Annotated in this window: 31 protein-coding genes; 15 read left to right on the top strand and 16 right to left on the bottom strand. The window is 38.6% G+C overall.

What is annotated here, in order from left to right:
* Positions 1 to 60 precede the first annotated feature (60 nt).
* The 3 genes from tatA to CKV70_RS01895 all read left to right on the top strand — a co-directional run bounded on the left by tatA (position 61) and on the right by CKV70_RS01895 (position 1,327).
* Positions 61 to 240 carry a Sec-independent protein translocase subunit TatA gene (tatA, locus tag CKV70_RS01905; protein ID WP_010989436.1) on the top strand — a complete coding sequence of 60 codons (180 nt, stop codon included), beginning with the start codon at positions 61 to 63 and terminating at the stop codon, positions 238 to 240.
* Positions 237 to 971 (top strand): twin-arginine translocase subunit TatC, encoded by a 735-nt coding sequence (gene tatC, locus CKV70_RS01900; protein WP_003733010.1) that lies wholly within the window; start codon positions 237 to 239, stop codon positions 969 to 971. The genes tatA and tatC overlap by 4 nt, the downstream gene beginning before the upstream one ends.
* Before the next feature lie 128 nt (positions 972 to 1,099).
* Positions 1,100 to 1,327, top strand: a complete 228-nt coding sequence (locus CKV70_RS01895; protein ID WP_003733011.1) for a hypothetical protein — start codon at positions 1,100 to 1,102, stop codon at positions 1,325 to 1,327.
* Here CKV70_RS01895 and CKV70_RS01890 read toward each other — a convergent pair.
* The 6 genes from CKV70_RS01890 to CKV70_RS01865 form a co-directional block, all read right to left on the bottom strand.
* Positions 1,311 to 2,081, bottom strand: a complete 771-nt coding sequence (locus tag CKV70_RS01890; protein ID WP_003723211.1) for a DeoR/GlpR family DNA-binding transcription regulator — start codon at positions 2,079 to 2,081, stop codon at positions 1,311 to 1,313. The two genes, CKV70_RS01895 and CKV70_RS01890, sit on opposite strands and share 17 nt — an antisense overlap.
* A gap of 56 nt (positions 2,082 to 2,137) precedes the next feature.
* Positions 2,138 to 2,998, bottom strand: coding sequence for a ketose-bisphosphate aldolase (locus CKV70_RS01885; protein WP_014600489.1), 861 nt, complete (start codon positions 2,996 to 2,998; stop codon positions 2,138 to 2,140).
* The gene (locus CKV70_RS01880) at positions 2,998 to 4,392 is read right to left on the bottom strand and encodes a PTS fructose transporter subunit IIC (protein WP_003723209.1); all 1,395 of its coding nucleotides are present in this window, start codon (positions 4,390 to 4,392) and stop codon (positions 2,998 to 3,000) included. Before CKV70_RS01880 ends, CKV70_RS01885 begins: the two co-directional genes overlap by 1 nt.
* A gap of 13 nt (positions 4,393 to 4,405) precedes the next feature.
* Positions 4,406 to 4,852: a PTS sugar transporter subunit IIA gene (locus tag CKV70_RS01875; protein WP_010989435.1), complete on the bottom strand. Its 447-nt coding sequence runs from the start codon at positions 4,850 to 4,852 to the stop codon at positions 4,406 to 4,408.
* A gap of 199 nt (positions 4,853 to 5,051) precedes the next feature.
* Entirely contained in the window at positions 5,052 to 6,068 is a 1,017-nt protein-coding gene (locus tag CKV70_RS01870) for an oxidoreductase (RefSeq protein WP_003723207.1), read from the bottom strand.
* Positions 6,069 to 6,241: 173 nt separating this feature from the next.
* A complete protein-coding gene (locus CKV70_RS01865; protein ID WP_003723206.1) occupies positions 6,242 to 7,762 on the bottom strand; it encodes a flavocytochrome c in 1,521 nt (506 codons plus the stop codon).
* Positions 7,763 to 7,998: 236 nt separating this feature from the next.
* Here CKV70_RS01865 and CKV70_RS01855 point away from each other — a divergent pair, with 236 nt between their 5' ends.
* The gene (locus tag CKV70_RS01855) at positions 7,999 to 9,525 is read left to right on the top strand and encodes a class I adenylate-forming enzyme family protein (protein ID WP_012951185.1); all 1,527 of its coding nucleotides are present in this window, start codon (positions 7,999 to 8,001) and stop codon (positions 9,523 to 9,525) included.
* A gap of 45 nt (positions 9,526 to 9,570) precedes the next feature.
* Here CKV70_RS01855 and CKV70_RS01850 read toward each other — a convergent pair whose 3' ends face one another.
* Positions 9,571 to 9,984, bottom strand: a complete 414-nt coding sequence (locus tag CKV70_RS01850; RefSeq protein ID WP_014600488.1) for a GNAT family N-acetyltransferase — start codon at positions 9,982 to 9,984, stop codon at positions 9,571 to 9,573.
* Between the two features lie 64 nt (positions 9,985 to 10,048).
* Positions 10,049 to 10,813: a DeoR/GlpR family DNA-binding transcription regulator gene (locus CKV70_RS01845; RefSeq protein WP_003723203.1), complete on the bottom strand. Its 765-nt coding sequence runs from the start codon at positions 10,811 to 10,813 to the stop codon at positions 10,049 to 10,051.
* A 182-nt stretch (positions 10,814 to 10,995) separates the two neighbouring features.
* On the opposite strand from CKV70_RS01845, the gene dhaM2 reads away from it, so the two are divergent.
* The 11 genes from dhaM2 (at position 10,996) to CKV70_RS01790 (ending at position 19,044) form a co-directional block, all read left to right on the top strand.
* Complete coding sequence (gene dhaM2, locus CKV70_RS01840) at positions 10,996 to 11,373, top strand: dihydroxyacetone kinase phosphoryl donor subunit DhaM2 (protein ID WP_003723202.1); 378 nt, start codon at positions 10,996 to 10,998, stop codon at positions 11,371 to 11,373.
* A gap of 84 nt (positions 11,374 to 11,457) precedes the next feature.
* Entirely contained in the window at positions 11,458 to 11,889 is a 432-nt protein-coding gene (locus tag CKV70_RS01835; RefSeq protein ID WP_009924314.1) for a Lin0368 family putative glycerol transporter subunit, read from the top strand.
* 15 nt (positions 11,890 to 11,904) lie between these two features.
* A complete protein-coding gene (locus CKV70_RS01830; RefSeq protein ID WP_003723200.1) occupies positions 11,905 to 12,246 on the top strand; it encodes a Lin0368 family putative glycerol transporter subunit in 342 nt (113 codons plus the stop codon).
* Between the two features lie 21 nt (positions 12,247 to 12,267).
* Positions 12,268 to 13,263, top strand: coding sequence for a dihydroxyacetone kinase subunit DhaK2 (dhaK2, locus tag CKV70_RS01825; protein WP_003723199.1), 996 nt, complete (start codon positions 12,268 to 12,270; stop codon positions 13,261 to 13,263).
* 21 nt (positions 13,264 to 13,284) lie between these two features.
* Positions 13,285 to 13,935, top strand: coding sequence for a dihydroxyacetone kinase ADP-binding subunit DhaL2 (gene dhaL2, locus CKV70_RS01820; RefSeq protein WP_003723198.1), 651 nt, complete (start codon positions 13,285 to 13,287; stop codon positions 13,933 to 13,935).
* Between the two features lie 3 nt (positions 13,936 to 13,938).
* Positions 13,939 to 14,703 carry a triose-phosphate isomerase gene (locus tag CKV70_RS01815; protein ID WP_003733018.1) on the top strand — a complete coding sequence of 255 codons (765 nt, stop codon included), beginning with the start codon at positions 13,939 to 13,941 and terminating at the stop codon, positions 14,701 to 14,703.
* Between the two features lie 6 nt (positions 14,704 to 14,709).
* The gene (rpiB, locus tag CKV70_RS01810) at positions 14,710 to 15,156 is read left to right on the top strand and encodes a ribose 5-phosphate isomerase B (RefSeq protein ID WP_003728150.1); all 447 of its coding nucleotides are present in this window, start codon (positions 14,710 to 14,712) and stop codon (positions 15,154 to 15,156) included.
* 23 nt (positions 15,157 to 15,179) lie between these two features.
* Positions 15,180 to 15,944 (top strand): SDR family oxidoreductase, encoded by a 765-nt coding sequence (locus tag CKV70_RS01805; protein ID WP_003723195.1) that lies wholly within the window; start codon positions 15,180 to 15,182, stop codon positions 15,942 to 15,944.
* Positions 15,945 to 15,990: 46 nt separating this feature from the next.
* On the top strand, positions 15,991 to 16,647 hold the full coding sequence (fsa, locus tag CKV70_RS01800; RefSeq protein ID WP_014600487.1) for a fructose-6-phosphate aldolase: 657 nt from the start codon (positions 15,991 to 15,993) through the stop codon (positions 16,645 to 16,647).
* 1 nt (position 16,648) lies between these two features.
* Positions 16,649 to 18,646 carry a transketolase gene (tkt, locus tag CKV70_RS01795; protein ID WP_014600486.1) on the top strand — a complete coding sequence of 666 codons (1,998 nt, stop codon included), beginning with the start codon at positions 16,649 to 16,651 and terminating at the stop codon, positions 18,644 to 18,646.
* 65 nt (positions 18,647 to 18,711) lie between these two features.
* Positions 18,712 to 19,044: a bacteriocin immunity protein gene (locus CKV70_RS01790; protein WP_014600485.1), complete on the top strand. Its 333-nt coding sequence runs from the start codon at positions 18,712 to 18,714 to the stop codon at positions 19,042 to 19,044.
* A gap of 97 nt (positions 19,045 to 19,141) precedes the next feature.
* On the opposite strand, the gene CKV70_RS01785 is transcribed toward CKV70_RS01790, so the two are convergent.
* The 8 genes from CKV70_RS01785 to CKV70_RS01750 form a co-directional block, all read right to left on the bottom strand.
* Positions 19,142 to 19,330, bottom strand: coding sequence for a DUF6440 family protein (locus CKV70_RS01785; protein WP_014600484.1), 189 nt, complete (start codon positions 19,328 to 19,330; stop codon positions 19,142 to 19,144).
* A gap of 43 nt (positions 19,331 to 19,373) precedes the next feature.
* Positions 19,374 to 19,745 carry an inorganic diphosphatase gene (locus CKV70_RS01780; RefSeq protein WP_014600483.1) on the bottom strand — a complete coding sequence of 124 codons (372 nt, stop codon included), beginning with the start codon at positions 19,743 to 19,745 and terminating at the stop codon, positions 19,374 to 19,376.
* A gap of 220 nt (positions 19,746 to 19,965) precedes the next feature.
* Complete coding sequence (locus tag CKV70_RS01775) at positions 19,966 to 20,253, bottom strand: hypothetical protein (protein ID WP_014600482.1); 288 nt, start codon at positions 20,251 to 20,253, stop codon at positions 19,966 to 19,968.
* Positions 20,254 to 20,342: 89 nt separating this feature from the next.
* The gene (locus CKV70_RS01770; RefSeq protein WP_014600481.1) at positions 20,343 to 20,714 is read right to left on the bottom strand and encodes a hypothetical protein; all 372 of its coding nucleotides are present in this window, start codon (positions 20,712 to 20,714) and stop codon (positions 20,343 to 20,345) included.
* 9 nt (positions 20,715 to 20,723) lie between these two features.
* Entirely contained in the window at positions 20,724 to 22,172 is a 1,449-nt protein-coding gene (locus tag CKV70_RS01765; protein WP_014930824.1) for an LXG domain-containing protein, read from the bottom strand.
* Complete coding sequence (locus tag CKV70_RS01760) at positions 22,169 to 22,537, bottom strand: hypothetical protein (protein ID WP_014600479.1); 369 nt, start codon at positions 22,535 to 22,537, stop codon at positions 22,169 to 22,171. The genes CKV70_RS01765 and CKV70_RS01760 overlap by 4 nt, the downstream gene beginning before the upstream one ends.
* Positions 22,538 to 22,822 carry a DUF3130 domain-containing protein gene (locus CKV70_RS01755; RefSeq protein WP_003721256.1) on the bottom strand — a complete coding sequence of 95 codons (285 nt, stop codon included), beginning with the start codon at positions 22,820 to 22,822 and terminating at the stop codon, positions 22,538 to 22,540.
* A 213-nt stretch (positions 22,823 to 23,035) separates the two neighbouring features.
* Positions 23,036 to 23,560: a flavodoxin domain-containing protein gene (locus tag CKV70_RS01750; protein ID WP_014600478.1), complete on the bottom strand. Its 525-nt coding sequence runs from the start codon at positions 23,558 to 23,560 to the stop codon at positions 23,036 to 23,038.
* Between the last annotated feature and the right edge of the window lie 92 nt (positions 23,561 to 23,652).

Genomic DNA, 23,652 nt, shown 5'->3' with positions numbered 1-23,652 from the left:
TCGATTTAGAATTAACTGATAATGATTATCATTTTCATTTAAAGAATGGAGGAAATCGAAATGATCGGACCAGGAAGTATTGCTTTAATTGTCGGAGCCGCCCTTGTGATTTTTGGACCAAAAAAACTGCCAGAACTTGGTAGAGCTGCTGGAGATACTCTTCGCGAATTCAAAAATGCGACCAAAGGCATGATGGATGATTCCAAAGAAGAAACCAAAAAAGAAGATCTGCGCCCGTGACCGAAGTTTCCATGAGCCTCACTGGACACCTGAAAGAATTGCGAACCAGATTATTAATCATCCTGCTATCCTTTTTTCTCGCTTTCTTTGTGGGGCTTTTCGTTTCCAAGCCGTTAATTTTATTTCTCCAAAAAGATGATTTGCCAAAAGAAGTGATTTTACACGTTTTTAAAGTGACGGATGCTTTTCAAATCTATATCGAAATGGCGTTTGTTATTGGACTCGTCTTAGTATTTCCAGTTATTTTATATCAATTATGGGCCTTCGTGAAACCGGGTTTGCATGCATCCGAACAACGAATTACTTTGCGCTATATTCCGATTACATTTTTGCTTTTTTTGTTCGGTGTTGTTTTTTCTTATTTAATCACTTTTCCTTTTATTTTAAAATTTATGTTCCAGTTCGCGGCCGAACTTGGTGTTGAAACAACGATTGGCCTCGCGACTTATTTTCAATTTTTGCTACAAATCGTGCTTTCGTTTGGTGTGTTATTTGAGCTTCCAATGGTGATTATGCTACTAACGAGATTGTCGCTGATAACACCAAACGGCATGCGACACTCGCGAAAATATGCCTATTTTTGCTTATTGATTATCGCAGCATTCATCGCCCCGCCAGAAATTTTATCGCATTTGATGATTACCATCCCGCTAATTGGGCTGTATGAGATTAGTATTGTTGTGTCTGGGCTTACTGTCCGGCGAATGGATAAGGAAATGAACAATGTCTAAAATGAATTATTTATACTAAAAGCTCGAAATCAATTGGATTTCGAGCTTTTCAAATTACCTGTACATTTATTTTAAAATTCAATATATCATGTTATATTAGATTCAACATTATAAAAGGGAGGTACAACATGTACAAAATTTTTAGTTTCGTTTCATTAATACTTAGTATGCTATGTTTTATGGGCTTACAAGTTTTAAATGTCATTCAAAAAAATGTCATATTATTATCACTATTTGATAGCCAAGATTTTAACGACATCCATTTTTTCGGGAGTTTATTAGTAGTACCTGTTTTGTTTTTAATACTTGCAATTATTTTTGCCTATTTAAGTATAAAATCTAATACAAACAAGTGATTTGATGGGTTTTGAACTGTTCCTCTACATCGGGGTCCAGTTTGAAATCCGTAATTAAATAGTCAATATCATGACATGCTAAGCTTTGGTGCATAAACTTGTGTCCTACTTTTTCTTCTGTAACAAGTAAAACGAGCGAACTTGATTGGCGCCTGAAAGCTTGTTTGATGAGCGCTTCACCTTCATGTGTTTCCGTTGCACCTTTGTCATAGTCAATCCCGCGACATGAAACAAAAGCAATATCCGCATTATAAGTTAAGGCATCATTATATGCTTTTGCGCCGTTCACCGTATATCGCTTCGTTAAAATCGAGCCCCCTAAAATACTAACTCTTGCATTTGTAAATTCTGACAGCATCGAAGCTGTCATGACGCCGTTTGTAATAATTTGCAGGCCATCAAATTTACTTAAAACGTCGATTAAATGCAGTGAGGTTGAGCTCGAGTCTAAGAAAATCACCATATCATCGCGAATAAGTGATTTTGCAATATCGGCAATTCTTATTTTACTCGTTTCATTACTTCTCTCATTCATTTTCATTAAATAAGGCAAATCGATTTTTTTATTATCGATAATCATTGCGCCGCCTCTTGTTCGTCTCACAAGTCCTTCTTTTTCTAATTCTACTAAATCCCGTTTGACAGTGGCTTCGCTGTAGTTGACAAACTCCACTAAATCAATAATCCGCATAAATTGTTCCACTTTTAGCCGATTAACGATTTTTAGTTGCCGTTCCTTCGCTGTGCTTAACATGTTCCTCCACTCCTTAAAGGGCAAAAGCACTATAACTAGCGCTTCTACCCTTCTTATTAGTATTTATCTGCTTGGCCAATAGTATTTAAAATGTCTAATTTATGTCTTACAACATCTTTAACTTTTTCATTAGCTGATGGATAAACTTGATTTGGTTCATACATCGCAGGATTGTCCACTAAAACTCGGCGAACTTCTTCAAAAAACACACTTTTCAGATCCGAACTAAGATTTACTTTTCTAACACCATACTGTACAGATTCACTGACTTCTTTATCTGGGTTTCCCGAACCTCCGTGAAGTACAAACGGAATATCCAAACGTTTATTTAATTCTTTTAAAAGGGGCATATTCAGTTCTGGTTTTTTATCTTTAGGGTATAAACCATGTGCCGTTCCAATAGCTACTGCTAACGTATCAATGCCTGTCCTACTAACGAAATCTTCCGCTTGGTCTGGGTCTGTATAAATGATGGTGTCTGCGCCGCCTTCCGCTGAACCATTATTTCCAATTGTCCCAAGTTCCGCTTCAACAGAAACTCCGACTTTATGCGCAAGTTCAACCACTTGTGTAGTTAACGCAACGTTCTCTTCATAACTGGCTCTAGAAGCGTCAATCATGACAGAAGTATAGCCATTTCTAATAGCCCGCATCACATCTTTAATTGTTCCACCGTGGTCCATATGAATAACGACCGGTACCTTACTTCTATATGCGTATTCTCTTACCGTTGCAACAAAGTTATCACCGAGATATTCTATTTCATCTGGATGAATTTCTAGAATTACAGGAGCATTATTAGCCTCCACTTCTTCCATTATCGCCTTTAACATATCAAAACTACAGATATTAAATGCTGGTACCGCAAATTGATGTTCTTTTCCTACTGCTAAAAGATCTTTCATTGTATATAACATTATATCATCTCCTCTTTATTTTTTCGCTTATTTAATGGGGTTTTTAATAGTCCAACAGAAATCGCTGTCACGACTGTACCAGCTGCAATTGCTAGTAAGTAGATAAATAGATGGTTAATTACATTTGGAATGAACATCACCCAAATTCCACCGTGAGGCGCCATCGAAGTTACACCAGCTCCCATCGAAATTGCAGCAGCTGTTGCAGAACCTAACATCAAACTCGGGATAACCCGGAGCGGATCAGCAACTGCGAAAGGAATTGCTCCTTCAGTAATATAAGATGCACCTAACACCCAACAAGAATTCCCCGCTGTTTTTTCTTCTTTTGTAAATTTGTTTTTGAATAATAGTGTTGCGAGTGCTAGTCCAAGTGGTGGAACCATTCCGGCCGCCATACAAGCCGCAATCGGTGCGGTTACGCCAGCTGACATTAACCCAATTGAAAAGGTTGAAATAGATTTATTAATTGGACCTCCCATATCTGCTGCCATCATGACACCGATTAGTAGTCCAAATACGACACCGGATGTCTCACCAAGACCATTTAACCAACCTGTGAGCGCGTTTAAAACCCAAGCGATTGGTGTATCAATGATAAATACCATTGCCAAACCAACAATCGTAATTCCTAAAAGCGGTACAACAATTAACTGATAAATCGAAGCAAGTGATTTAGTGACATTGACTTTATTAGCAAAGAAATGTGCCACATAACCAGCCAAAATACCACCAATCATACCGCCTAGAAATCCTGATCCACCAACAGTTGCCAGTGTTCCCGCGACAAGACCAGGCGCAAATCCTGCTCGACCAGCCACAGAAACCGCTATCCCTGCTGCAAGCGCTGGAACCATTAACCCGAAAGCAGTATCCCCACCAATTTTAGAAAATGCAGCTGCAAGTGCGTTATACGAGTCAGAGTCAGGGTTTGATGCATCAATCCCAAAAGCAAAACTAATGGCGATTAAAATCCCACCAGCTATGACAAATGGCAACATATAGTTAACACCATTCATAAAGTGATTATATAAACTTGCTTTTGAAGGTTGTTCAGAGCTTACATCCGAACTTTTTGCCTCCAAACTGATTAATCCTTTACCTGAAACAGTTTCATCAATAACCACATCAGCCTCTTTAATTGCTCTGGAAGTGGATACTTTTTTAATTTTCTTTCCAGCAAACCTTGATGTATCGATTTCTTTATCTACTGCTAAAATGACATAATCAGCAGTGGCGATGTCTTCCTTCGTTAAAACATTTTCAACTTTAGCACCTTGTGTCTCGATTTTCACTTCGTAACCTAGAGCTTCTGCTGTTATAGTTAATTTTTCAGCAGACATATACGTATGAGCAATACCAGTGGGACAAGCAGTAACACCAACTATTTTCATGTGAAACGCCTCCTTAGTTCGATAAAATTGTTTTAATCTCATTTTCATTTTTTGAATTTTTTAATTTTTCACGAAATTCATCGTTCATTAACTTCCTGGACAATTCACTTAGGATTTGCAAATGAACATCTGTTGCTTTTTTCGGGACGCCAATTATAAAACTACATTCAATAGGTGAATCATCTAGTCCAAAATAATCAATTATAATACCAGAATGAACAAAAACAATCAATGGTTCTTTTACGTATTTACTTTTTGCATGAGGAATGCCAAAACCCGCCTCAATTCCAGTGGAAGTTTCTTCTTCTCGATTATATAAGTCACGGATAAATTTTTTCGAATTAGTTATAGAACCTTCTTTAACTAGTACTTCCGCCACTTTTTCAAATAATAATTGTTTTGTTTGAATACGATTATCAAAAATAATTCGGTCTTCATTAATTAAATTCGATATGTTCATAATCCACATCCTCTCTCAACAAAGTAAGCGCTTCACTTGTTTGATTACACTATATCATGCTGAACGAGTTCATTCAATATTATGGGTGTATTATGCAAAAAGTTCATTTTTACGGTTGTTTTGGTTGTTTATTTGAACGAAATCAATCATTTTCATCCAAAAAAAAGCCCGCAAGATTGCTCCGGCGGACAATTATTCTTTATTTACAAGCTTCGACACCTTTTTCCAAAATCTCCATTTGTAACAAGGTTTCTTCATCTGTCACTTGTTTAGGCTTCCCATTAACAATCGCTTCATACAAACCATCATAAACGCGGCCATAGTCTCCAACCTCAGAGATTACTTTCTCCTCATGCCAAACTCCCGCGTCATCCACATAGGTAAGCGTTCCGTAATGCTCTGGTAAATCGATTCCAAAGTCTGGATTGCTTGGCATATAAAAGAGTTTTAAATGTTCTTCTTGGCGGTCTTTTGTTTCTTTTGTAAACATGCCTTTTTTGCCGTATAGGACAAAGCTTGGACGGGCTTTTATACGGAAGTAGCTTGATTTTACAGAAACTTTTGTTACACCATAATATAAATCAAGGTCGAAATAATCGTTCATTCGTCCTTCACCGAGCAGTTGGCGCACGTCATAATGAATGTTGTCCGGTTTACCGAAGTAAGATAGTACTTGGTCGATTGTATGGCAGCCATGACCATATAGATAGCTATCGTAGAATTTAAATTCATGGACGGATTCTGGGATTTCTGGACGGAAATAATCATAATGCATTTCCACTTCCAAAAGTTCACCCAATTTTCCACTTTCGATCACTTTTTGCGCAGTAAGGAAATCAGAATCAAAACGACGATTTTGGTAGCATTGAACAAGTAACCCTCGTTCTTTAGCTAGCTCAAATATTTCTTTAGCTTCTGCGTATGTCATCATAAATGGCTTTTCAACAAGCACATTTTTACCATTTTCTAACACCATTTTGGCATAGTCAAAATGAGAGCTTTGTGTTGTAGAGATGGTAATTAACTGGATTTCTGGGTCTTTTAACAGCTCGTCTAAGTCTGTTGTATAGTGAACACCTTCAATTTTGTCCCAAGTGGCTGTTTTGGGATTTCGATTATAAATCGTTTTCACTTCAATATTATCTCGCTCTAAAATAAACGGTAAATGGTATCTATTCGTGCTTTTCCCATTCCCGATAAAACCCATTTTCAACATATTATTTCCTCCTTATTTAAAATACTAATAATTTAAAATTAGTATTATCTCCTATTCATAGTACTACACTAGCGCTGTACTTAGCCAATAAAAAAACTTGCTAAAACGTCTATTTAGAGCGTCTTAGCAAGTTTTTATTTTCTAGTAATCACATCACTATGGTGTATGGGTTCTTACTGTGCTTTTACAAATTCTGCTGATTTGTCGCCAGCTTGACGTCCGAAAATAATAATTTCAGCGACAGAGTTTCCGCCAATACGGTTTTCCCCGTGCAAGCCACCAGTTACTTCTCCCGCAGCAAATAGGCCAGTGATTGGTTTACCGTCTTTGTCTAAAACTTCTGTATTTGTATTGATTTTTACGCCACCCATTGTGTAATGAATTCCTGGGCCGATTTTGATTGCGTAATATGGTGCTTTAGATAAATCATTATCCATTGCAGTAGTTCTGCCGAATGCTTCGTCTTTTTTGTTTTTCACGCTTGCATTCCAAGTATCTAATGTTTTAGTTAACTCTTCTTTTGGTACATTGATTTTGCCAGCTAATTCATCAATTGTTTTGCCTTCTTCAACAAAGCCCATTTCTTCATATTGCGCGATAGCTTTAACGCGGTCTTTCACGCCTGAATCAAATACTAGGTACGCGGACTTTTCTGGTAATTTGTTGATGGAAGCTGTAACGTTATCACGTGTGTCTAATTCGTTTCCGAAACGTTTTCCTTCTTGAGAAACTAAAATCGCACCTTCACCACGAACGGCTTCACCGATAAGGTAAGATTTATCTTGTTGAACAGTTGGGTGAACTTGGATTTGATCCATATCCACTGTTGTTCCACCAAGTTTTTCAATCATTTTAATACCGTCGCCAGTACTTCCTTCTTGGTTCGTTGTTACATATCCTTTTAAGTCTGGACGTTCTTTTTCAATCATATCTTTATTAGCTCCGTAGCCACCAGTTGTTACAACTACTGCATCCGAGCTAATTGTTTTTTCGTCTTTATTGTTTAATTTTACTTTCACACCAGTTACTTTGCCGTCTTTTTGCGTAATTTCTTTTACGTCTGCATTAACGAAAACTGGAATTTTTTGTTCTTGAACATTTTTTAGTAAACCATCTACTAAGTATTTACCAACAGCTGAACCATCTTCAGGACGGTGCGTACGTTTTTCGCTCATTCCGCCTGTTATTGTTAAGTTGTTTAATTTAATGTCCATGGAATCCAACCAGTCAATCGCGCTGGCGGAATTGTCTACGAAAAAACGAAGCATTGCTTTATCGTTTGTTCCGTGACCACCTTTTAATGTTTCTTCGTAAAATTTATCGTTGCTATCATTAATTCCTTCTTCTTTTTGGAATTTAGTTTCAGATGCGTTCATACCAGAAGAGGCTTTCATCGTGTTTCCGCCTGCAAGTGGCATTTTTTCAAGAATTACTGGATTCATACCTTTCGCTTTCGCTTCCAGTGCTGCGGACATTCCTGCCCCACCTGCACCAACAATAACGATATCGTATTTATCTTTTAATTCAGATGGATCTGTATAGCTAGTTTTTGATGCTCCCGATGTTACTTCTGTTTTTTCTTTTTCTTTTGTCTTCGCCGTGTCGCTTTTACTTGTGTCGTTATTGCCACAACCTGCGATAATTAATGCAAGCGATAGTAGCATGATGATAGTTGTAGCTAACCTTTTTTTCATTTTTGTACCTCCACTTTTTCGAAAATTTTTCCCTAGACCAATAGTTTGTGATTATATTAACATATTATATCATTAATTGAGATATCTTTACAGGGCATCAGCGGAATTTTCCAAAGTAAGAAAAAAAGCAATTTACAGATTTTTTTACAATGGCATAAATGTTTTCCATAACTACTCCTCATTATTTCGACAAAGTGATATAATAACAACATCAAATATTAAAGGAGCATCGCCATATGACGATAAAAAAGTACGAACCACTTAATCTCTATACCAATTTCAAAAAATCTGCTGAACGCTATCCAGAAATGCCTATCCATTTTGATGAAGAGCTTGTTACTTTTCCTGAATTAGGCCTTCACACTACTTACAAAAAATGCGAAGAGGCTATTATCCAAAAAGCAGCTCACCTACATAAATTCGGAGTTCGCAAAGAAGAAAAAGTAATCGTGTATAAATCTGCCAAATTCGATTCTTATATTTTAGCAGTTGCGATTTCTTATATTGGTGCGGTACCAATCATGGTGTCCCCTCATCTTCCAGCATCCACTATTGATATTTTCGTTAATCGTCTTGACCAACCTTGGTTACTTTTTGATTCTGAGACTTCTGATAAAAGTCATCAGTTAAACAATTTGCCAGACTCAAGATTGATCAATGCTGAACAATTATTTAAAGCACCACTAGACGGCTACACATGCGAACAAGAAGAATTGCCAAAAGACATGATTGCTTACATGACACATACTTCCGGAACAACCGGCGTACCAAAATTAATCGCCCACTCCGCGAATTCGATGGGTTGGAGAACAAAATACCAACGCCGTATTCTTAATTTCATTAAACCAAGAGGGCTTGTAGCTTTCCACATCTCACCAGTTCATTCTCGTTTTAATATTGGTGTTTCGTCCTTGATGTCGCTTGGTTTCCCGCTTCTCCCAATTGCCAATCCGTCGAAAGCGAACGTCGAAAAAGTACTACGTGAATATAAACCGTACGTACTCGAAACGCATCCAAACCATTTTGTTCAATGGGCATCCCTTGCTCGCGAAAAACCAGACGTATTCCAAAGCATCAAATTTTATCATTCAACATTTGATGCAATTAACAAAGAAACAATGGCGGTTTTCCTTCGTACGTCTGAATATAAAAAACCACTTTTCTTACAAATTTATGGTCAAAGTGAATGTGGTCCGATGATTTTACGTGGTCATACGCTTCAATCAATTGAAACACTAAATGCGCGTGATATGGGGATTGGTGTTCCCGGTTTAACAGAAGTTCGGATTGTGGACCAAGATGGTAATCCTGTTCCGGCTGGAGTTAGTGGTAATATTCAAATGCTTTCCAAAGGTCGCGCACTTACTTATTACAAAGAAGAAGCTCGTTTTGAAGAGAATGTGTACGGTCCTTGGTGGGATAGCGGCGATTATGGTATGAAAGATGAAAAAGGCCGATTATTCTTGCAAGATCGTCAAGTCGATTTAGTAGAAACAATTGATAGTACACTCGCAATTGAAGATAAACTGCTTGATACGCTTACTTTCTTAGATGAAGTTGTCATTATCCGTGGTGAAAATGGTAGCCCTCAACCAATTATCGCTGTTCATAACGACGGCGAAATGAATTGGGATGCATGGTGGAAAGCTGTTTCTGACTTACCACATATGAACGAACCAATGGTGATGAAATATGATGAAATTCCTCGTACCGCAACAATGAAAGTACAACGTTTACAAATGGAACGAGAATTAAAGAAATAAATAATATAAAAACAAGCCATCCGCATTATTGCAGATGGCTTGTTTTTAATTTCCTACTTGATAAATCATCCCAATAGAAGCTGGCGCAGATTCCCGAAAGCCAAATTGTTTGTAGAGCCCATCAGCTGGAACATCGGCGAGAAGTGTTACACACGCAGTTTTATCAAGGTTTGCTTCAATATAATCTTTAATATGTGTCATGATTACCTTTCCAAAGCCTTTACCTTGAAATGACGGAAAAACTGCAATATCAGAAACAATAAACATAATACCGTCACCAACGAGTCGCCCCATTCCAATCAGTTTACCATTTTCTTTTGAACGTAATCCTACAAAATATACACTTTTTAAAAGTGCCTTTCTTGATGCCTCAATAGCTCGAAAACTAAGTCCAGCGTCCACTCGAAGTTGAACAAACTCCTCTGCACTAGGCAATTCGGTTGTTATAACATAATCCATACTCATTTCTCCTATCAAAAAAGCTCTTTGAACCACTTTTCGCTCAAAGAGTTTATTTTCTATTTTATTCTGCCACTTTGACCGGAAGTCCCGCATCTTGGAATTTTTTATATAAAGCTTTATTTATTTTGTTATCTGTAATAAGTAAATCAATATTTTCTGCCGAGGTGATGCTCGCAGTGGAAATTACGCCCATTTTTGTATGGTCCAGAAGTGCGATCAATTTGTTGGTTCGTTTAGCAAGAAGTCGTTTTAGTTCTGTTTCATAAATGTTGAAATCAGTTAAGCCTTCTTCCATTGTAAAACCTTTCGCTGACATAAAACATAAATCGGCGTGAATATTTTCAATTAAATTTGCGCCAAGAATACCTTCCAACGTGAAAGAATTCGTTGTTACAATACCGCCTGTTAAAATGACGCTAATATTCGGGTTGTCTTTTAGTTCGATTGCTGTGTAGAGTCCACTTGTAATGACAGTCAGCCTTGAAAATCCATGTAATTCTTTTGCAAGCGCAAGTGCTGTAGAGCTGGCATCAAGGATAATTGTTTGGTTATTTTTCACTAAAGTCGCCGCTTCTTTCGCAATCGCTTCTTTTTCTTCGATATTACGAATAATTCGATCGTTAAAATTAGTAAATTTTTCTTCGCTTTTTAAAAGTACCGCACCCCCGTGTACTTTTTTAATCATCCCGCTTTCTTCTAATGAAGATAAATCATTTCGGATGGTACTAATCGAGACATCCAAGATACGACTTAATTCTGGTACAGTTATTTTGCTATTTTGGTCTAGTAGATGAATTATTTTGTTTTGTCTTTCAAATGGAAACATCTGCTCGCCCTCCTTTTACCTATCATTGATTTCTTTATGTATATACATATTACCCAAAAAAATAACAAAACACAAATATATTTTATAAAACACAACAAAAGATAACACTTTACAATAAAAAACAAGTATGTTAGGATGTAAATAGCAAATAAACACAATTTAAAACAGAAAGGAGCAACCAAATGATAAGTATTGTTTTAGTATCTCACAGTCAAAAAATCACAGAAGGCCTCCAGGAAATGATTGTCGAAATGGTTGGAGATACAGTACATATTATTTCTTCTGGCGGAACTGGTGACGGACGTCTTGGGACAAACGCAATCATGATAGCCGATAATATCGCGACTTGCACTAATTCAGAACATATATATATTTTTTGCGATATTGGAAGCGCTATCTTAAGTGCCGAAACAGCACTCGAATTATTAGACACTGACTTACTTGAAAAAACAACGATAATTGATGCCCCATTAGTTGAAGGCGCATTTACTGCTGCTGTTCAATCTCTCGTTAATCCATCCAAAGAAGCTATCTTACAAGAACTCACAAATGTGCATTAAAAACGTAATAAAACGCAATTTTGTAACTGGGAACTATGTAAATTCATTTTTACATGACAATACTATTTTCGAAAGGAGTTTATTATGAAATTCTTTAGAGGAATGATTGGTTTTTGTATCGCAGGTATGATTGTTATGAGTGTTTGGACTCCACTTGCCGAGAATTATGGTATTTTTGGAGGTTATTTGGCAGCTTTCATTATTATCGGTCCAATGTGGTTTATGAATCACTATGTTGGTTTAATCGAAAATGATGAAGACGCAGCGTTTGTTGATATGGCTGTCGGAATTGGGATTTGCGGAATTATGCGTGATGTCTTTATGCAAGGTGGTGGCGAATTAGTAAGTTCGCTTCCAACGATTGGTCTTGTTGCGATTGGAGCAGTTCTAGCTGGAATCGTGGCAGCAGCAATTGAAAAAGATATGGCAAAAAAACAAGAAGCAAAACAAGAAAAAACAGAACCTGGCATGAATATAAAAGAAGAAGAGCGTTTAAACGAAAATCAATTAGTCTAAAAAGGAGTGTAAATAATGAGCATTGGTATTGCATTAGCAACGATTGCAGGTGGCTTTTTATTCCCTTTTGCTATTCGAATGATGTGGGGGAAAATGGTTGATGAATGGGGCGCTATCGGAGGTTGGATGGCAGCAGCATTTATTGTTGGGACAGTTTGGACAATTAATCATGGTATTCCAAAATCAATGATCTATCAATCTGGAACAGTTTGGGTAGACATGGCGGTTGCAGCTGGTATTGGTGTATTCACAGCTTCCCTTTTAACAGGCGGTAAATTTTCTAAATCGATAGTCAATTTGGCAGCAGCTGTTGTTGGCGGCGTGGTTGGCGGATTTTTACTATCACTATTCTTATAAAAATATGAAGGAGGAAGAAAAATGAGACGTTTAGTGAATGATGGGTATGAAGCAGTAGAAGAAATGTTAGCTGGTTATGTTGCGGCACAAGGGAAATACGTAGATTTTGCAGAAAATGATAAGCGAGTAATCGTAAGCAAACAAATGAGCGAAGAACCTCGTGTCCGGATTATTGTTGGTGGCGGTTCTGGTCATGAGCCACTTTTCCTTGGTTATGTAGGGAAGGATTTCGCGGATGCGGCGGTAGTCGGTAACATTAATACATCCCCTTCTCCAGAACCTTGTTATAACGCGGTAAAAGCTGTTGATAGTGGCAAAGGTTGTCTATATATGTACGGGAACTATGCTGGCGATGTAATGAACTTTGATATGGGCGCTGAAATGGCTGCGGACGACGGCATTCGCGTTGAAACAGTGCTTGTAACAGATGATATTTATTCAGCAGAAAAGGTAGAAGATCGTCGTGGTGTGGCTGGTGACTTAATCGTATTTAAAGCAGCGGCGTCTGCAGCAGCAAAAGGACTTGACCTAGATGCGGTAAAACAAGCTGCTGAAAAAGCAAATGCTAATACGTTCTCGATGGGTGTGGCGCTTTCTTCTTCTACCCTTCCTGTAACCGGTAAAGCTATTTTCGAAATGAAAGAAGGCGAAATGGAAGTTGGCATGGGGATTCACGGTGAGCCTGGTATCAAACGTACTTCCATCGAACCAGCTGATAAAGTAGTCGACCAAATCATGGGCTATCTTATAGAAGAAATGAAATTAACTAGTGACGAAGAAGTACATGTACTTATTAATGGACTTGGTGGTTTACCAGTGATGGATCAATACATTTGTTATCGCCGTGTGGATGAAATTTTGAAAGAAAAAGGCGTGCATATTCATAACCCACTTGTTGGGAACTACGCGACTTCGATGGATATGATTGGTATGTCGATTACACTGGTTCGTTTAGACGATGAACTGAAAGACCTTTTAGATACACCTTGTGACACACCATATTTCAAAGTGGACTAAATTACTACTGGAGGAATAAAAATGAGCGAATTAGTTATGGATAGCGCTTTTTTCGGCCACGTTTTACAGGACATGGGAGCGCTAATTGAAAAAGAACGTGATTACTTAACCGGACTGGACTCGGATATTGGAGACGGCGACCACGGAATCAATCTCAGCATCGGCTTTCGTGAAGTGAATAAACAATTAGATGAATTACTAGCTGTTTCTCCCGATATTGCAACGTTGCTTAAAAAATCCGGAATGATTCTCCTTGGAAAAGTTGGTGGCGCATCTGGCCCACTTTACGGCAGTTTCTTTATGAAATGTGGCGCTGATATTCCTGGGAAAACGGAGGTTAACTTCGACGAGCTTTGCGGCATGATTATAAATGGGGCCGCTGCGGTTCAACATCGCGGAAAAGCCGAACTTGGTGATAAAACGATGATGGACGCATTTTTGCCCGGCGTGGAAGTGCTTCAAAATCGTGATGCAAATGCGGAGCCAATCGAAACTTTTTCCACATTTGTAGATGCTATGCATGCTGGCGCTCAGTCTACTATCCCACTTATTGCTAAGAAAGGTCGCGCACTAAGACTTGGCGAACGAGCAATAGGACATCTTGATCCTGGCTCTGAATCGTCTTGGATGTTAATGAATATCATTTTAGAAAATTTAAAAAAGGCGGTCTGATTTATGCGTAAACCCTTAGTTGGAATTAATATGAAAAACTATATCAATACTCGGGCTCAGACATCTGAATGGTTAGAAGCGACTATCCCTCTTCTTGGAAATTTTTCTGATGTGGATACGTTTATCTTTCCTTCTATGGGCACACTCGAAACGACTGCCAACCTTTTAGCGGGGACATCATTTGGTTTTGGTCCACAAAATATGGCGCCGGAGAAATCCGGCCCGCTAACTGGTGAATTTTCGGTAGAATCAATCATTGATCTAAGCGCGAACTATGTCGAAATTGGTCACGCAGAACGCAAAAACCTTTTTCATGAGAAAACTAGTGAGATAGCAAAGAAAATCAAACTCGCGCTGGATGAAAAAATCACTCCTGTAGTATGTGTGGGTGAAGGCATTCGCGCAAATGATACGAACGAATTAAAAAATGCGCTTAAAAAGCAAATCGAAGCGCTATTTGACACTATTCAAGTAACACAATTTAAAAATGTCGTTCTGGCTTATGAACCGGAATGGGCAATTGGCAAGGCAAATTCCGCTGACACAGACTACATCGAAAGCGCTCATCAAGCTTTGCGTGAAATTATTCGCGAACTAGGCGGTGATGAAACGCTCGTAAGAATTATTTACGGCGGCTCGGTCAGCAAAGAAAACGCCGCAGAAATTGTCCGTCAAAAAAATGTCGATGGTTTATTCGTCGGAAGATTTGGCCATAAACCGCAAAATTTTGCCGACATTGTTTCTATTGTTAGCAAAACGAAAGGATGAGATAGTATGAAAATCGCAATTGGTTGTGACGAAATGGGTTACGAACTAAAACAAACCCTGATCACACGTTTAAAGGAGAAAAATATCGAGTTTACTGATTTCGGCAGTTTTGAAGATGAAAAAGTACTTTATCCAAGCATTGCCGAAAAAGTAGCGCTAGAAGTGAAAAATAATGATTACGACCGGGGGATTCTCATTTGCGGTACAGGTATTGGAATGGCCATTACAGCAAACAAAATTCACGGGATTCGAGCAGCACAAATTCATGATTCTTATTCAGCAGAACGCGCAAGAAAAAGTAACGACGCACATATTATGACCATGGGCGCCCTAGTAATTGGGCCATCCCTCGCCGTATCTCTACTTGATACATGGCTTGATAGTGACTTTTCGGGCGGACGCTCCCAAGCAAAAGTAGATTTAATGGAAGAAATCGACCAAAAAAATAGATAAAAATTTATTGGAGGTAATGAAAAATGACTTTTAAAGGCTTTGATAAAGATTTTAACATTACAGACAAAGTAGCCGTGGTAACTGGGGCAGCAAGCGGGATTGGTAAAGCAATGGCAGAACTTTTTTCCGAAAAGGGCGCTTATGTTGTCTTACTTGATATTAAAGAAGATGTAAAAGATGTCGCAGCAAAAATCAACCCATCAAGAACACTCGCACTCCAAGTCGATATCACTAAGAAAGAAAACATCGAAAAAGTCGTTGCCGAAATCAAAAAAGTCTATCCAAAAATCGATATTTTAGCCAATTCAGCTGGTGTCGCACTTCTCGAAAAAGCAGAAGATTTACCAGAAGAATACTGGGATAAAACAATGGAGCTTAACTTAAAAGGTTCGTTCCTAATGGCACAAATTATCGGTCGCGAAATGATTGCAACTGGCGGCGGAAAAATCGTTAATATGGCCTCTCAAGCTTCTGTCATCGCACTTGATAAACACGTTGCCTACTGTGCTAGTAAAGCAGCGATTGTTTCTATGACCCAAGTATTAGCAATGGAATGGGCGCCTTACAACATTAATGTTAATGCGATTTCCCCAACTGTTATCTTGACGGAACTTGGCAAAAAAGCTTGGGCAGGTCAAGTCGGCGAAGATATGAAAAAATTAATTCCAGCCGGGAGATTTGGTTATCCAGAAGAAGTTGCCGCATGCGCCCTCTTTTTAGTAAGCGACGCAGCGAGCCTTATTACTGGTGAAAACCTAATTATCGACGGCGGTTATACGATTAAATAAAGTATTCAGCTTTAAAGTTCAGCTGAGAGAATGGAGCGAGTAAATAATGAAATTTTTCTTGGACACAGCAAGCATATCGGAAATAAAACGAATTAGCGAACTTGGTTTAGTGGACGGTGTAACAACCAACCCAACCATCATCGCAAAAGAAGGTCGACCATTTGAAGAAGTAATCAAAGAAATTTGTTCTATCGTAGACGGCCCGGTTAGCGCAGAAGTTATCGGCCTCGAAGCAGACAAAATGGTAGAAGAAGCTCGAATTCTAGCAAAATGGGCGCCAAATGTAGTAGTAAAAATTCCTATGACGGAAGAAGGTTTAAAAGCAGTCCATACCCTCACAGCTGAAGGCATTAAAACAAATGTTACGCTTATTTTCACTGTTTCCCAAGGATTAATGGCTGCAAAAGCTGGCGCGACTTATATTAGCCCGTTCTTAGGAAGACTAGATGATATTGGTACAGACGGAATGATTTTAATTAAAAACTTGAAAAAAGTGCTTGATAATTATGGTCTAAAAGCAGAAATCATTTCAGCAAGCATCCGTCACATCGGGCACTTAGAAGAAGCCGCTGAAGCCGGAGCACACATCGCGACTATCCCAGGAAGCCTTTTCCCGAAACTTTGGTCTCATCCTTTGACTGATAAAGGTATTGAAGGATTTTTAAAAGATTGGGAAGCGTTCAGTCAGAAAGAAGGCAATTAATATGAGCAGAATTGATGAACAAATGGTTAACTCGATTCGTGTATTATCAATGGATATGATTGAAAAAGCGAACTCCGGACATCCCGGTTTACCGATGGGAGCCGCACCAATGGCTTTCTCACTCTGGAAAAATCATTTAAAATTCAATCCAGAACATCCAACTTGGTTTAACCGCGATCGCTTCGTTCTGTCAGCTGGTCACGGTTCGGCAATGCTTTATAGTTTGCTCCATCTATTTGGTTATGATTTACCAATGAGCGAGCTGAAAAACTTCCGCCAAACTGGCAGTAAAACGCCCGGTCATCCTGAATTTGGTCATACGGTTGGTGTGGATGCAACTACTGGTCCGCTTGGTCAAGGTTTCGCAATGGGAGTTGGGATGGCAATGGCCGAGGCTCACCTTGGTGCCAAATTTAACCAACCTGAATTCCCTGTTGTCGATCATAACACCTACGTGCTATGCGGAGACGGCTGCTTGATGGAAGGTATTTCCTATGAAGCCGCATCCCTTGCCGGCCATTTAAAACTGGGAAAATTAGTTGTTTTATATGATTCGAATGATATCTCACTGGATGGTGATTTAAACGAGTCATTTTCAGAAGACATCGAACTCAGATTCCGAGCTGCTGGTTGGCAAACGCTACGTGTGGACGACGGAAACGACTTAGATGCGCTTGATGCAGCAATCCATCTTGCAAAAACGGAAAAATCCCGCCCAACTTTGATTGAAGTGAAGACAGTGATTGGTTATGGTAGCCCTGGAAAAGCCGGAAAATCGGCGGCTCACGGATCCCCACTTGGTGAAAAGGAACTCAAGCTTGCAAAAGAAGCTTACGACTGGCAAATGCCACCTTTTGAATTACCGAAAACCGTCGAAAACCAAAAAGAATTTTATCATTCCAAAGGTCGCGCGAGTGAAAGCAGCTGGCTCCGGACATTCAATGCTTACAAACAAAAATATCCAGCACTCGCAGAAAGTTTGCAACAATTAATGGATGATAATTTGGATACGGATTGGGATGCAGAACTTCCTGTCTTCGATGAAAATGCGGACAAACCTGTTGCAACTCGTGAAGTATCAGGAATTGTTCTACAAGAATTGGAGAAAAAACTGCCTAACTTATTTGGTGGTGCGGCTGATTTAGCTTCCTCCAATAAAACCCATTTAAAAGCTAGCGAACGATTTGCTCCCGGTAACTATGCCGCTAAGAATATCTCATTCGGCGTCCGCGAATTTGCGATGGGAGCAGCAGTCAACGGAATGACGCTTCACGGCGGAGTTCAAGCTTTCGGCGCGACATTCTTCGTATTCTCGGATTATCTACGTTCCGCGATTCGTTCGGCAGCCTTAATGGGCATTCCATCCACCTTCATTATGACCCATGATTCCATCGCGGTTGGTGAAGACGGTCCAACACACGAACCAATCGAGCATCTCGCATCCTTCCGCGCCATGCCGGGACTTCACGTAATCCGACCAGCTGACGGCAACGAAACCGTCGAAGCATACCGCTTTGCCTTTACTCAAAAAGAACAACCAACCATGCTAGTCCTCAGCCGCCAAAACCTGCCAATTTTACCAAACAGCGCAGCAAAAGCGAAAACCGGACTTGCAAAAGGTGCCTACATCTTAGCCGATTCCCCGCTGGACAAGCTAGATATCATCCTACTCGCTTCCGGATCCGAAGTGCACCTAATGACAGCTGTCAGAGATAATCTCGCTAAAAAAGGCTTCGGCGCACGCGTTGTCAGCATGCCAAGCTTTGATTTATTCGACAAACAAAGCCCCGAATACAAAGAGTCCATTTTGCCAAAAGCAGTGAAAAAACGCTTCGCCGCCGAAATGGGCGCATCGTACGGCTGGCATAAATACCTCGGTGACTCAGGTGAAATCCTCGCGATTGATTCATTCGGAATGTCTGGCCCGGGAGACGAGCTGGCAGAGCGATTTGGATTTACTGTGGAGAATTTGACGGAGCTTGCGTTGAAACAGTTGTAGGTGGATTCAATTATCAAAAAGGAGTATTCTATAGTAAGATACTTTATTAAAAGAGGTGCGTTTTAATGAAAAAGAATACTCCAGAAGCGCTTATTGACTTATTCGAGGAATTGAAGAATTTACTTGAGTCAGATACTTCTTTAAATAACCAAAATTCGTCCCGACTACAAGAAATTTTAACTACAGCTACCATCAGAGTCAGAAAAGCCTCTCAAACAGTCGAATTAGAAGCTCGTTCTGTCTTTCAAAATATCCATACCTTATGCTTCGTCGAAAAAATCCATTTAAATCCTGAGGAAGCAAACGTATTAAAAGAGATAGAGAAAATCGCTCTTTCAAAAGGCTTTTGGGGCGGAATGAACACTTTAAATGTGATCAATCAATTTCCAAGCAATTAAAATGAACTGTAAAAAACAGGAATCCTCTACATCCAAATAGAGAATTCCTGTTTTTATTTGTCTGGCTTGTAAAAGTACCATAAATCAACTTATCGTTTTACTCAGCGTCATTAAGCTTAGATAAATCAGCAAGCAGTGGTTTCCCATCTGCATCCAAGAGCGGCGACATTCCACCCGCATAGCCAACCAAATGGTAAACATATTGTACGCCTGTTTCTTTATCAACCCAAATTTCCATGATATTGAGTTTCCCTTGTGTATATACTTTTTCAAATCTTTCTTCCATTATTTTCCGCCTCCTTTTTGGTGGTTGTATGGTTCATTTTCACCTAAATCAATTTAATTTCTGAATCGAAATATTGCTCGATAAAATGGACTTTCTCTCTTATTTCCTCTATGCTGAAATTCTCATTTGGCGGTGCGACAACCCATTTATCTTCCACATCATCATTCCGAGTAATCACCGCAATTAAATCTCCTTGAAACATTTCAATTGGCTCAGAAATCTCTATCGATAAAATATAAACATCTTGCTCTTCCCCGTCACCACCAATGACACCTTCCACAAACCCATAATTCAGCGGATAGACGTTGCCGAATTTGTCGACATAACCTATAGGGCGATCTATGGTTACTTTTAGGGTTTGTTTTTTTGTTTTAGAAAGTTGAGTTTTATGGATTAATTGTTTACGTGAAACCATATGATTTTCTCCTTCCTAAGTTTTTTTATTTCAAAATGTGAATGAAGTATCTTTGCATATGCCTTCTTTTCCCTGTTCCAAACGATTTTGCAAAACTCCATCTAACAATTTACGCTCGAAAAGAAGCTGCTATGTAATCAATTGTATTTACATTCAATTTCTTCTGTTATTGGGGTAGGTGTAACTCAACTCTTCAAAGCTATCCTGTTTTAATTATGATTCAAGCTAGAGCTTCTAAAGAACGAGTCACTTCTTCTCTAATTTGCTTTTCACTGTAGTAAACATTAGGTAATTTCAAATCTTCTTCATTATCAGAGAATCTAGCTGCCATATCAGACACCTTCCCTAAAATTGTGTATTCTTCCTTGTATAATTCATCATAATCTATTTCTAAATCAAAAATTTTTATAAACTGATTTATAAATGTATTAATCTCTATTTCTCCATTATCCAGTCCATTTAATAAAAAGTATAGTTGTTCTTTTTTGTCATAATAATTCTCTTCCAATATTTGATATTAACAGTTTCTAATATTTATGCAATTATAGAAATTCCCTTTTGACAATTAAATCTATTGATTAAAGAATTCACCAAATTTTATGATTCGCAGTATATCTGCAACCTGTCTACTTCAAAAGATATATAATGCCCTACTAAATGTTCATAGTCTTCCAATAAGTCACTTGTAATGAAAAAACCTACATCCAATACGTTATCCTCTAATAACTCCCCCCAAAGCATGTAACTAAAATTGTTAAGGTGCTCAATCCTTTTTATTTGTTCATTTTTCTGTTCTGTAATTTCTAAAAAATCATTAGTAAATATATCTATTTCTGCTTTATATTCTTCGCCTATCTCTAATTCTTGAGGCGAGACATTAAAAGCAACTACTTTTTGATTATTAATCAAAAGTTCTACCTTCTCTTCAACAAGAGAATCAATTTTATTTACTGCTACTAAATTATCCATAAATTCCTCCTACTTAATTGGATTGATAACAGAGATATTTTCCCCATTATTCATCATTTTCCAAAACGTTTTACCACTTTCAACATGATAAGTGGTAATTTCACCTAAATTATTAGTCCCAACGAACTCAAATTTAGCATAACTCTTTATCGGGACACCTTTAGAATTAGTTAGACTGCTGTTTTTCATAAACCTAACATAGCCTGTTCTAACCTCACCTTTATAATTATACTGAACTTTTATTCCGTTCTTTATAACATCATTAGCCCCTGCCAGGTATTCATCAGCACTAGAGAAAACTTTACCAAATTCTCCGCCATGGTTGGAAAAATGAGATTTTAATTTTTCTGTGTTTCCGAAATTAGCCCCATTGGCTTTTTTAGGCATAATTGGCTTATTTCTAGCTGCTGCAATCCCAAACCCCAAACTCATTGCCATATCCGTTAACCCAGCATCATCTGTCCAATCTTTCATACTAGCCACATAAGCGGATGATCTTAGTGTGGCTCCAGAAACTCCAGATACTTTTTGACCATTTAAATAGTTGATACCCTCTTTCCAAGAATCATTCACTTTTCGTTCGAGTTCTTCTCCGGAAAGGTTTGTATAAAGAAGTGGGTCTAATTCCTGACCATGTTTTTCTAAGAAATCTTGTAATTCCTTGTTTTCTACCCGTTTTCCATCTTTTTCAAGTAACCACATCGTCACGGTTTCACCTTGATCATTGACATAAGTATAAGCTAACACGGTGTAATCTTCAAAAGCTTTCGGAAAGGGGTCTTTGTCATTTTCTGTTCGTGCGTTATCCAGCGCTTTTTTCATAAGCAACAAGCTGTTTGCCGCACTTTTCGGCACAGCGTAAGTGCCTGTTTTATCGTTAAAAGTCACATGATGTAGCAACTCTTGCACCGCGCGTCCAGTCGCTTGAATGAGTTCGGCTAATGCATTAAAAAACTGGCCATGACTTTGTTCAAAAGCCAAATATTTTTCTAGGATATTCTCTTGTTCGATGGCTTTCAGTAATTGTGTGTGGACACTTCTTGATTTCACTGCATAGACCTGTTGCATATCCGGCTTCGTGTTCGGTGCCGTCAATTGCCGGTGCAAATCTTCTTCTTTTCGCTGCAACTGGCTAACCCTAGCCATCGCTTCTTGCAAGATTTCTGCATCAATTCTAGCGGAAGGCGAACTATCCACTTGACTCCCGAACTCGCGAATATATTGCGCGAGCCGCTCCTCACTTTCATCCAAGGCTTCGATGATGCTCTGGCAAATACTTTTATAGGTGCTAGAAAAATACCGTTTGGAGGTACTAACTGCTTCCCCTTTTAAACTATTGTCTTGGGCATAATCCATCGCTGCTTCTTTAATTTTTCTAATCATCGCTTTGGCTTCCGCATTACTACTTCGCAAACCGTGGAGAAAGTCATTCAATTCCGCAATATCTATCCGGCTCACTTGCTCCACTCCTTTTGCAAGGTGGCTTGTTTGGTTTCTAGTGTGTGGAGCTTGTCCTTATTTTCTTGTAATTCCTTATCTAAATCGGTTCGTTTATCCTGGAGATCACGCCTCCAAGCCTGAGATTCTTCGTGTTGTTGCTCTTCTAAATAACGATGAAAACCACTGGCTTCTTCGCCTTGCCAGCCACTGCGTAAAAAGTCTAATAACACCCGTTTTTCTTGTGTTAATTGGTTGCTGTCCTCTTCTAGCCAATCTTGTTCATTTTGTTTTCTTCTCGTTTGGTCAACATCTGATTCTGCCGTTATTTTCGCTTTTTTAATTTGTTGGAGTTGTTGTTCAAGCTGACTATGTGCGCTATCCATTTAACGCACCTCCAACTGATTGATTTTTTGTCCCATCAACTGGTCTTGTTTAGCATAAGCAATACCCATTTTCTTAAGCCGGCTCGCATCTTTTTTGGTCACATGTTGGAAATCTTCCACGACATCCACCAACTCAATCAATGCCGAACGTAATTGATCAATCGAATTAGCTCTAGAGTATGCCATATTCCCGTTTTTCAGTGGTAAATAACTTCCGGTACTTTCACTTGCCAATTTGGTTGCGTGTTGTTGGAAGGTCCTTTCATCGACTTTTATTTCTCTCATCTGCATGCTTCCTCTCTATGTATATCCTTCCCCCTCATTATAGCACCGGTAGCACATCTCTTTTGTGAGCATTCTGTGAAACAATTCAATGAAAAACAGCTTAAAATAGGCTTTTTATGTAAAAAATTTAACAATTGATTTTCTAACTAAGCTAATACCAAAAAGCCTCTCTTTAATGACAGGCTTTTTGGCTATTTTACTTATGGTTGTCAGTTACAATCTATCTAAAACACCATCTAACTTATTCAAATCAATCTGCGAATCGTCTTCATAAGCACGAACTATATCTCTTTCATTATCATTTAAGTCACTCTCTTTTTTTCTTTTCGCGCTTTTATACAAAGCATTGACTAATATTTTATGTTTCAAGCGGAGTTGCTGTGTATCTAGTTTTCCTTTTAAACAAAATATATCTTTTAATAAAAAATTAGTTTTTTGAAGGTTTTCTTTGACCGTTAATTCGATGTTATCCGTATTATCCTTGCGTGTTGGATCATACATTCCAGCTGAAATAACGATTAATTTACTCGACAAAGTTTTATACTTTTTAGAAAACTTATCAAATCCAAGTACTTTTCCCATATAGATTGAACCAACATAAATGATTTCATCGGCTTCAACGATTGATTCAGGAATAGATTCCACAGAATACATTGGAATAGCTTTCTTCTGACTAAGCTCTGTTGCATATTGTTTACTGGTGCCGTATTGACTTGAATAAATAATCATTTTATTCATCATCTTCCTGCTCCCTTCTTCATAAGCTTCCATATTATTATAACATTTAAAAACAAATTGTTTGTGTGCGTTTCATGAACCTTTTATAGTTC

The sequence above is a fragment of the Listeria monocytogenes genome (assembly GCF_900187225.1).
GTDB lineage: Bacteria > Bacillota > Bacilli > Lactobacillales > Listeriaceae > Listeria > Listeria monocytogenes.
Note: the sequence above shows the minus strand (reverse complement) of the source record. Positions and strands in the feature narration are given on the sequence as shown.

Coding starts and splice junctions, on each gene's coding strand:
- tatA (WP_010989436.1), top strand. CDS start 61: ATGATCGGACCAGGAAGTATTGCTTTAATTGTCGGAGCCGCCCTTGTG.
- CKV70_RS01895 (WP_003733011.1), top strand. CDS start 1,100: ATGTACAAAATTTTTAGTTTCGTTTCATTAATACTTAGTATGCTATGT.
- CKV70_RS01890 (WP_003723211.1), bottom strand. CDS start 2,081: ATGTTAAGCACAGCGAAGGAACGGCAACTAAAAATCGTTAATCGGCTA.
- CKV70_RS01885 (WP_014600489.1), bottom strand. CDS start 2,998: ATGTTATATACAATGAAAGATCTTTTAGCAGTAGGAAAAGAACATCAA.
- CKV70_RS01880 (WP_003723209.1), bottom strand. CDS start 4,392: ATGAAAATAGTTGGTGTTACTGCTTGTCCCACTGGTATTGCTCATACG.
- CKV70_RS01875 (WP_010989435.1), bottom strand. CDS start 4,852: ATGAACATATCGAATTTAATTAATGAAGACCGAATTATTTTTGATAAT.
- CKV70_RS01870 (WP_003723207.1), bottom strand. CDS start 6,068: ATGTTGAAAATGGGTTTTATCGGGAATGGGAAAAGCACGAATAGATAC.
- CKV70_RS01865 (WP_003723206.1), bottom strand. CDS start 7,762: ATGAAAAAAAGGTTAGCTACAACTATCATCATGCTACTATCGCTTGCA.
- CKV70_RS01855 (WP_012951185.1), top strand. CDS start 7,999: ATGACGATAAAAAAGTACGAACCACTTAATCTCTATACCAATTTCAAA.
- CKV70_RS01850 (WP_014600488.1), bottom strand. CDS start 9,984: ATGGATTATGTTATAACAACCGAATTGCCTAGTGCAGAGGAGTTTGTT.
- CKV70_RS01845 (WP_003723203.1), bottom strand. CDS start 10,813: ATGTTTCCATTTGAAAGACAAAACAAAATAATTCATCTACTAGACCAA.
- dhaM2 (WP_003723202.1), top strand. CDS start 10,996: ATGATAAGTATTGTTTTAGTATCTCACAGTCAAAAAATCACAGAAGGC.
- CKV70_RS01835 (WP_009924314.1), top strand. CDS start 11,458: ATGAAATTCTTTAGAGGAATGATTGGTTTTTGTATCGCAGGTATGATT.
- CKV70_RS01830 (WP_003723200.1), top strand. CDS start 11,905: ATGAGCATTGGTATTGCATTAGCAACGATTGCAGGTGGCTTTTTATTC.
- dhaK2 (WP_003723199.1), top strand. CDS start 12,268: ATGAGACGTTTAGTGAATGATGGGTATGAAGCAGTAGAAGAAATGTTA.
- dhaL2 (WP_003723198.1), top strand. CDS start 13,285: ATGAGCGAATTAGTTATGGATAGCGCTTTTTTCGGCCACGTTTTACAG.
- CKV70_RS01815 (WP_003733018.1), top strand. CDS start 13,939: ATGCGTAAACCCTTAGTTGGAATTAATATGAAAAACTATATCAATACT.
- rpiB (WP_003728150.1), top strand. CDS start 14,710: ATGAAAATCGCAATTGGTTGTGACGAAATGGGTTACGAACTAAAACAA.
- CKV70_RS01805 (WP_003723195.1), top strand. CDS start 15,180: ATGACTTTTAAAGGCTTTGATAAAGATTTTAACATTACAGACAAAGTA.
- fsa (WP_014600487.1), top strand. CDS start 15,991: ATGAAATTTTTCTTGGACACAGCAAGCATATCGGAAATAAAACGAATT.
- tkt (WP_014600486.1), top strand. CDS start 16,649: ATGAGCAGAATTGATGAACAAATGGTTAACTCGATTCGTGTATTATCA.
- CKV70_RS01790 (WP_014600485.1), top strand. CDS start 18,712: ATGAAAAAGAATACTCCAGAAGCGCTTATTGACTTATTCGAGGAATTG.
- CKV70_RS01785 (WP_014600484.1), bottom strand. CDS start 19,330: ATGGAAGAAAGATTTGAAAAAGTATATACACAAGGGAAACTCAATATC.
- CKV70_RS01780 (WP_014600483.1), bottom strand. CDS start 19,745: ATGGTTTCACGTAAACAATTAATCCATAAAACTCAACTTTCTAAAACA.
- CKV70_RS01770 (WP_014600481.1), bottom strand. CDS start 20,714: ATGGATAATTTAGTAGCAGTAAATAAAATTGATTCTCTTGTTGAAGAG.
- CKV70_RS01760 (WP_014600479.1), bottom strand. CDS start 22,537: ATGGATAGCGCACATAGTCAGCTTGAACAACAACTCCAACAAATTAAA.
- CKV70_RS01755 (WP_003721256.1), bottom strand. CDS start 22,822: ATGAGAGAAATAAAAGTCGATGAAAGGACCTTCCAACAACACGCAACC.
- CKV70_RS01750 (WP_014600478.1), bottom strand. CDS start 23,560: ATGAATAAAATGATTATTTATTCAAGTCAATACGGCACCAGTAAACAA.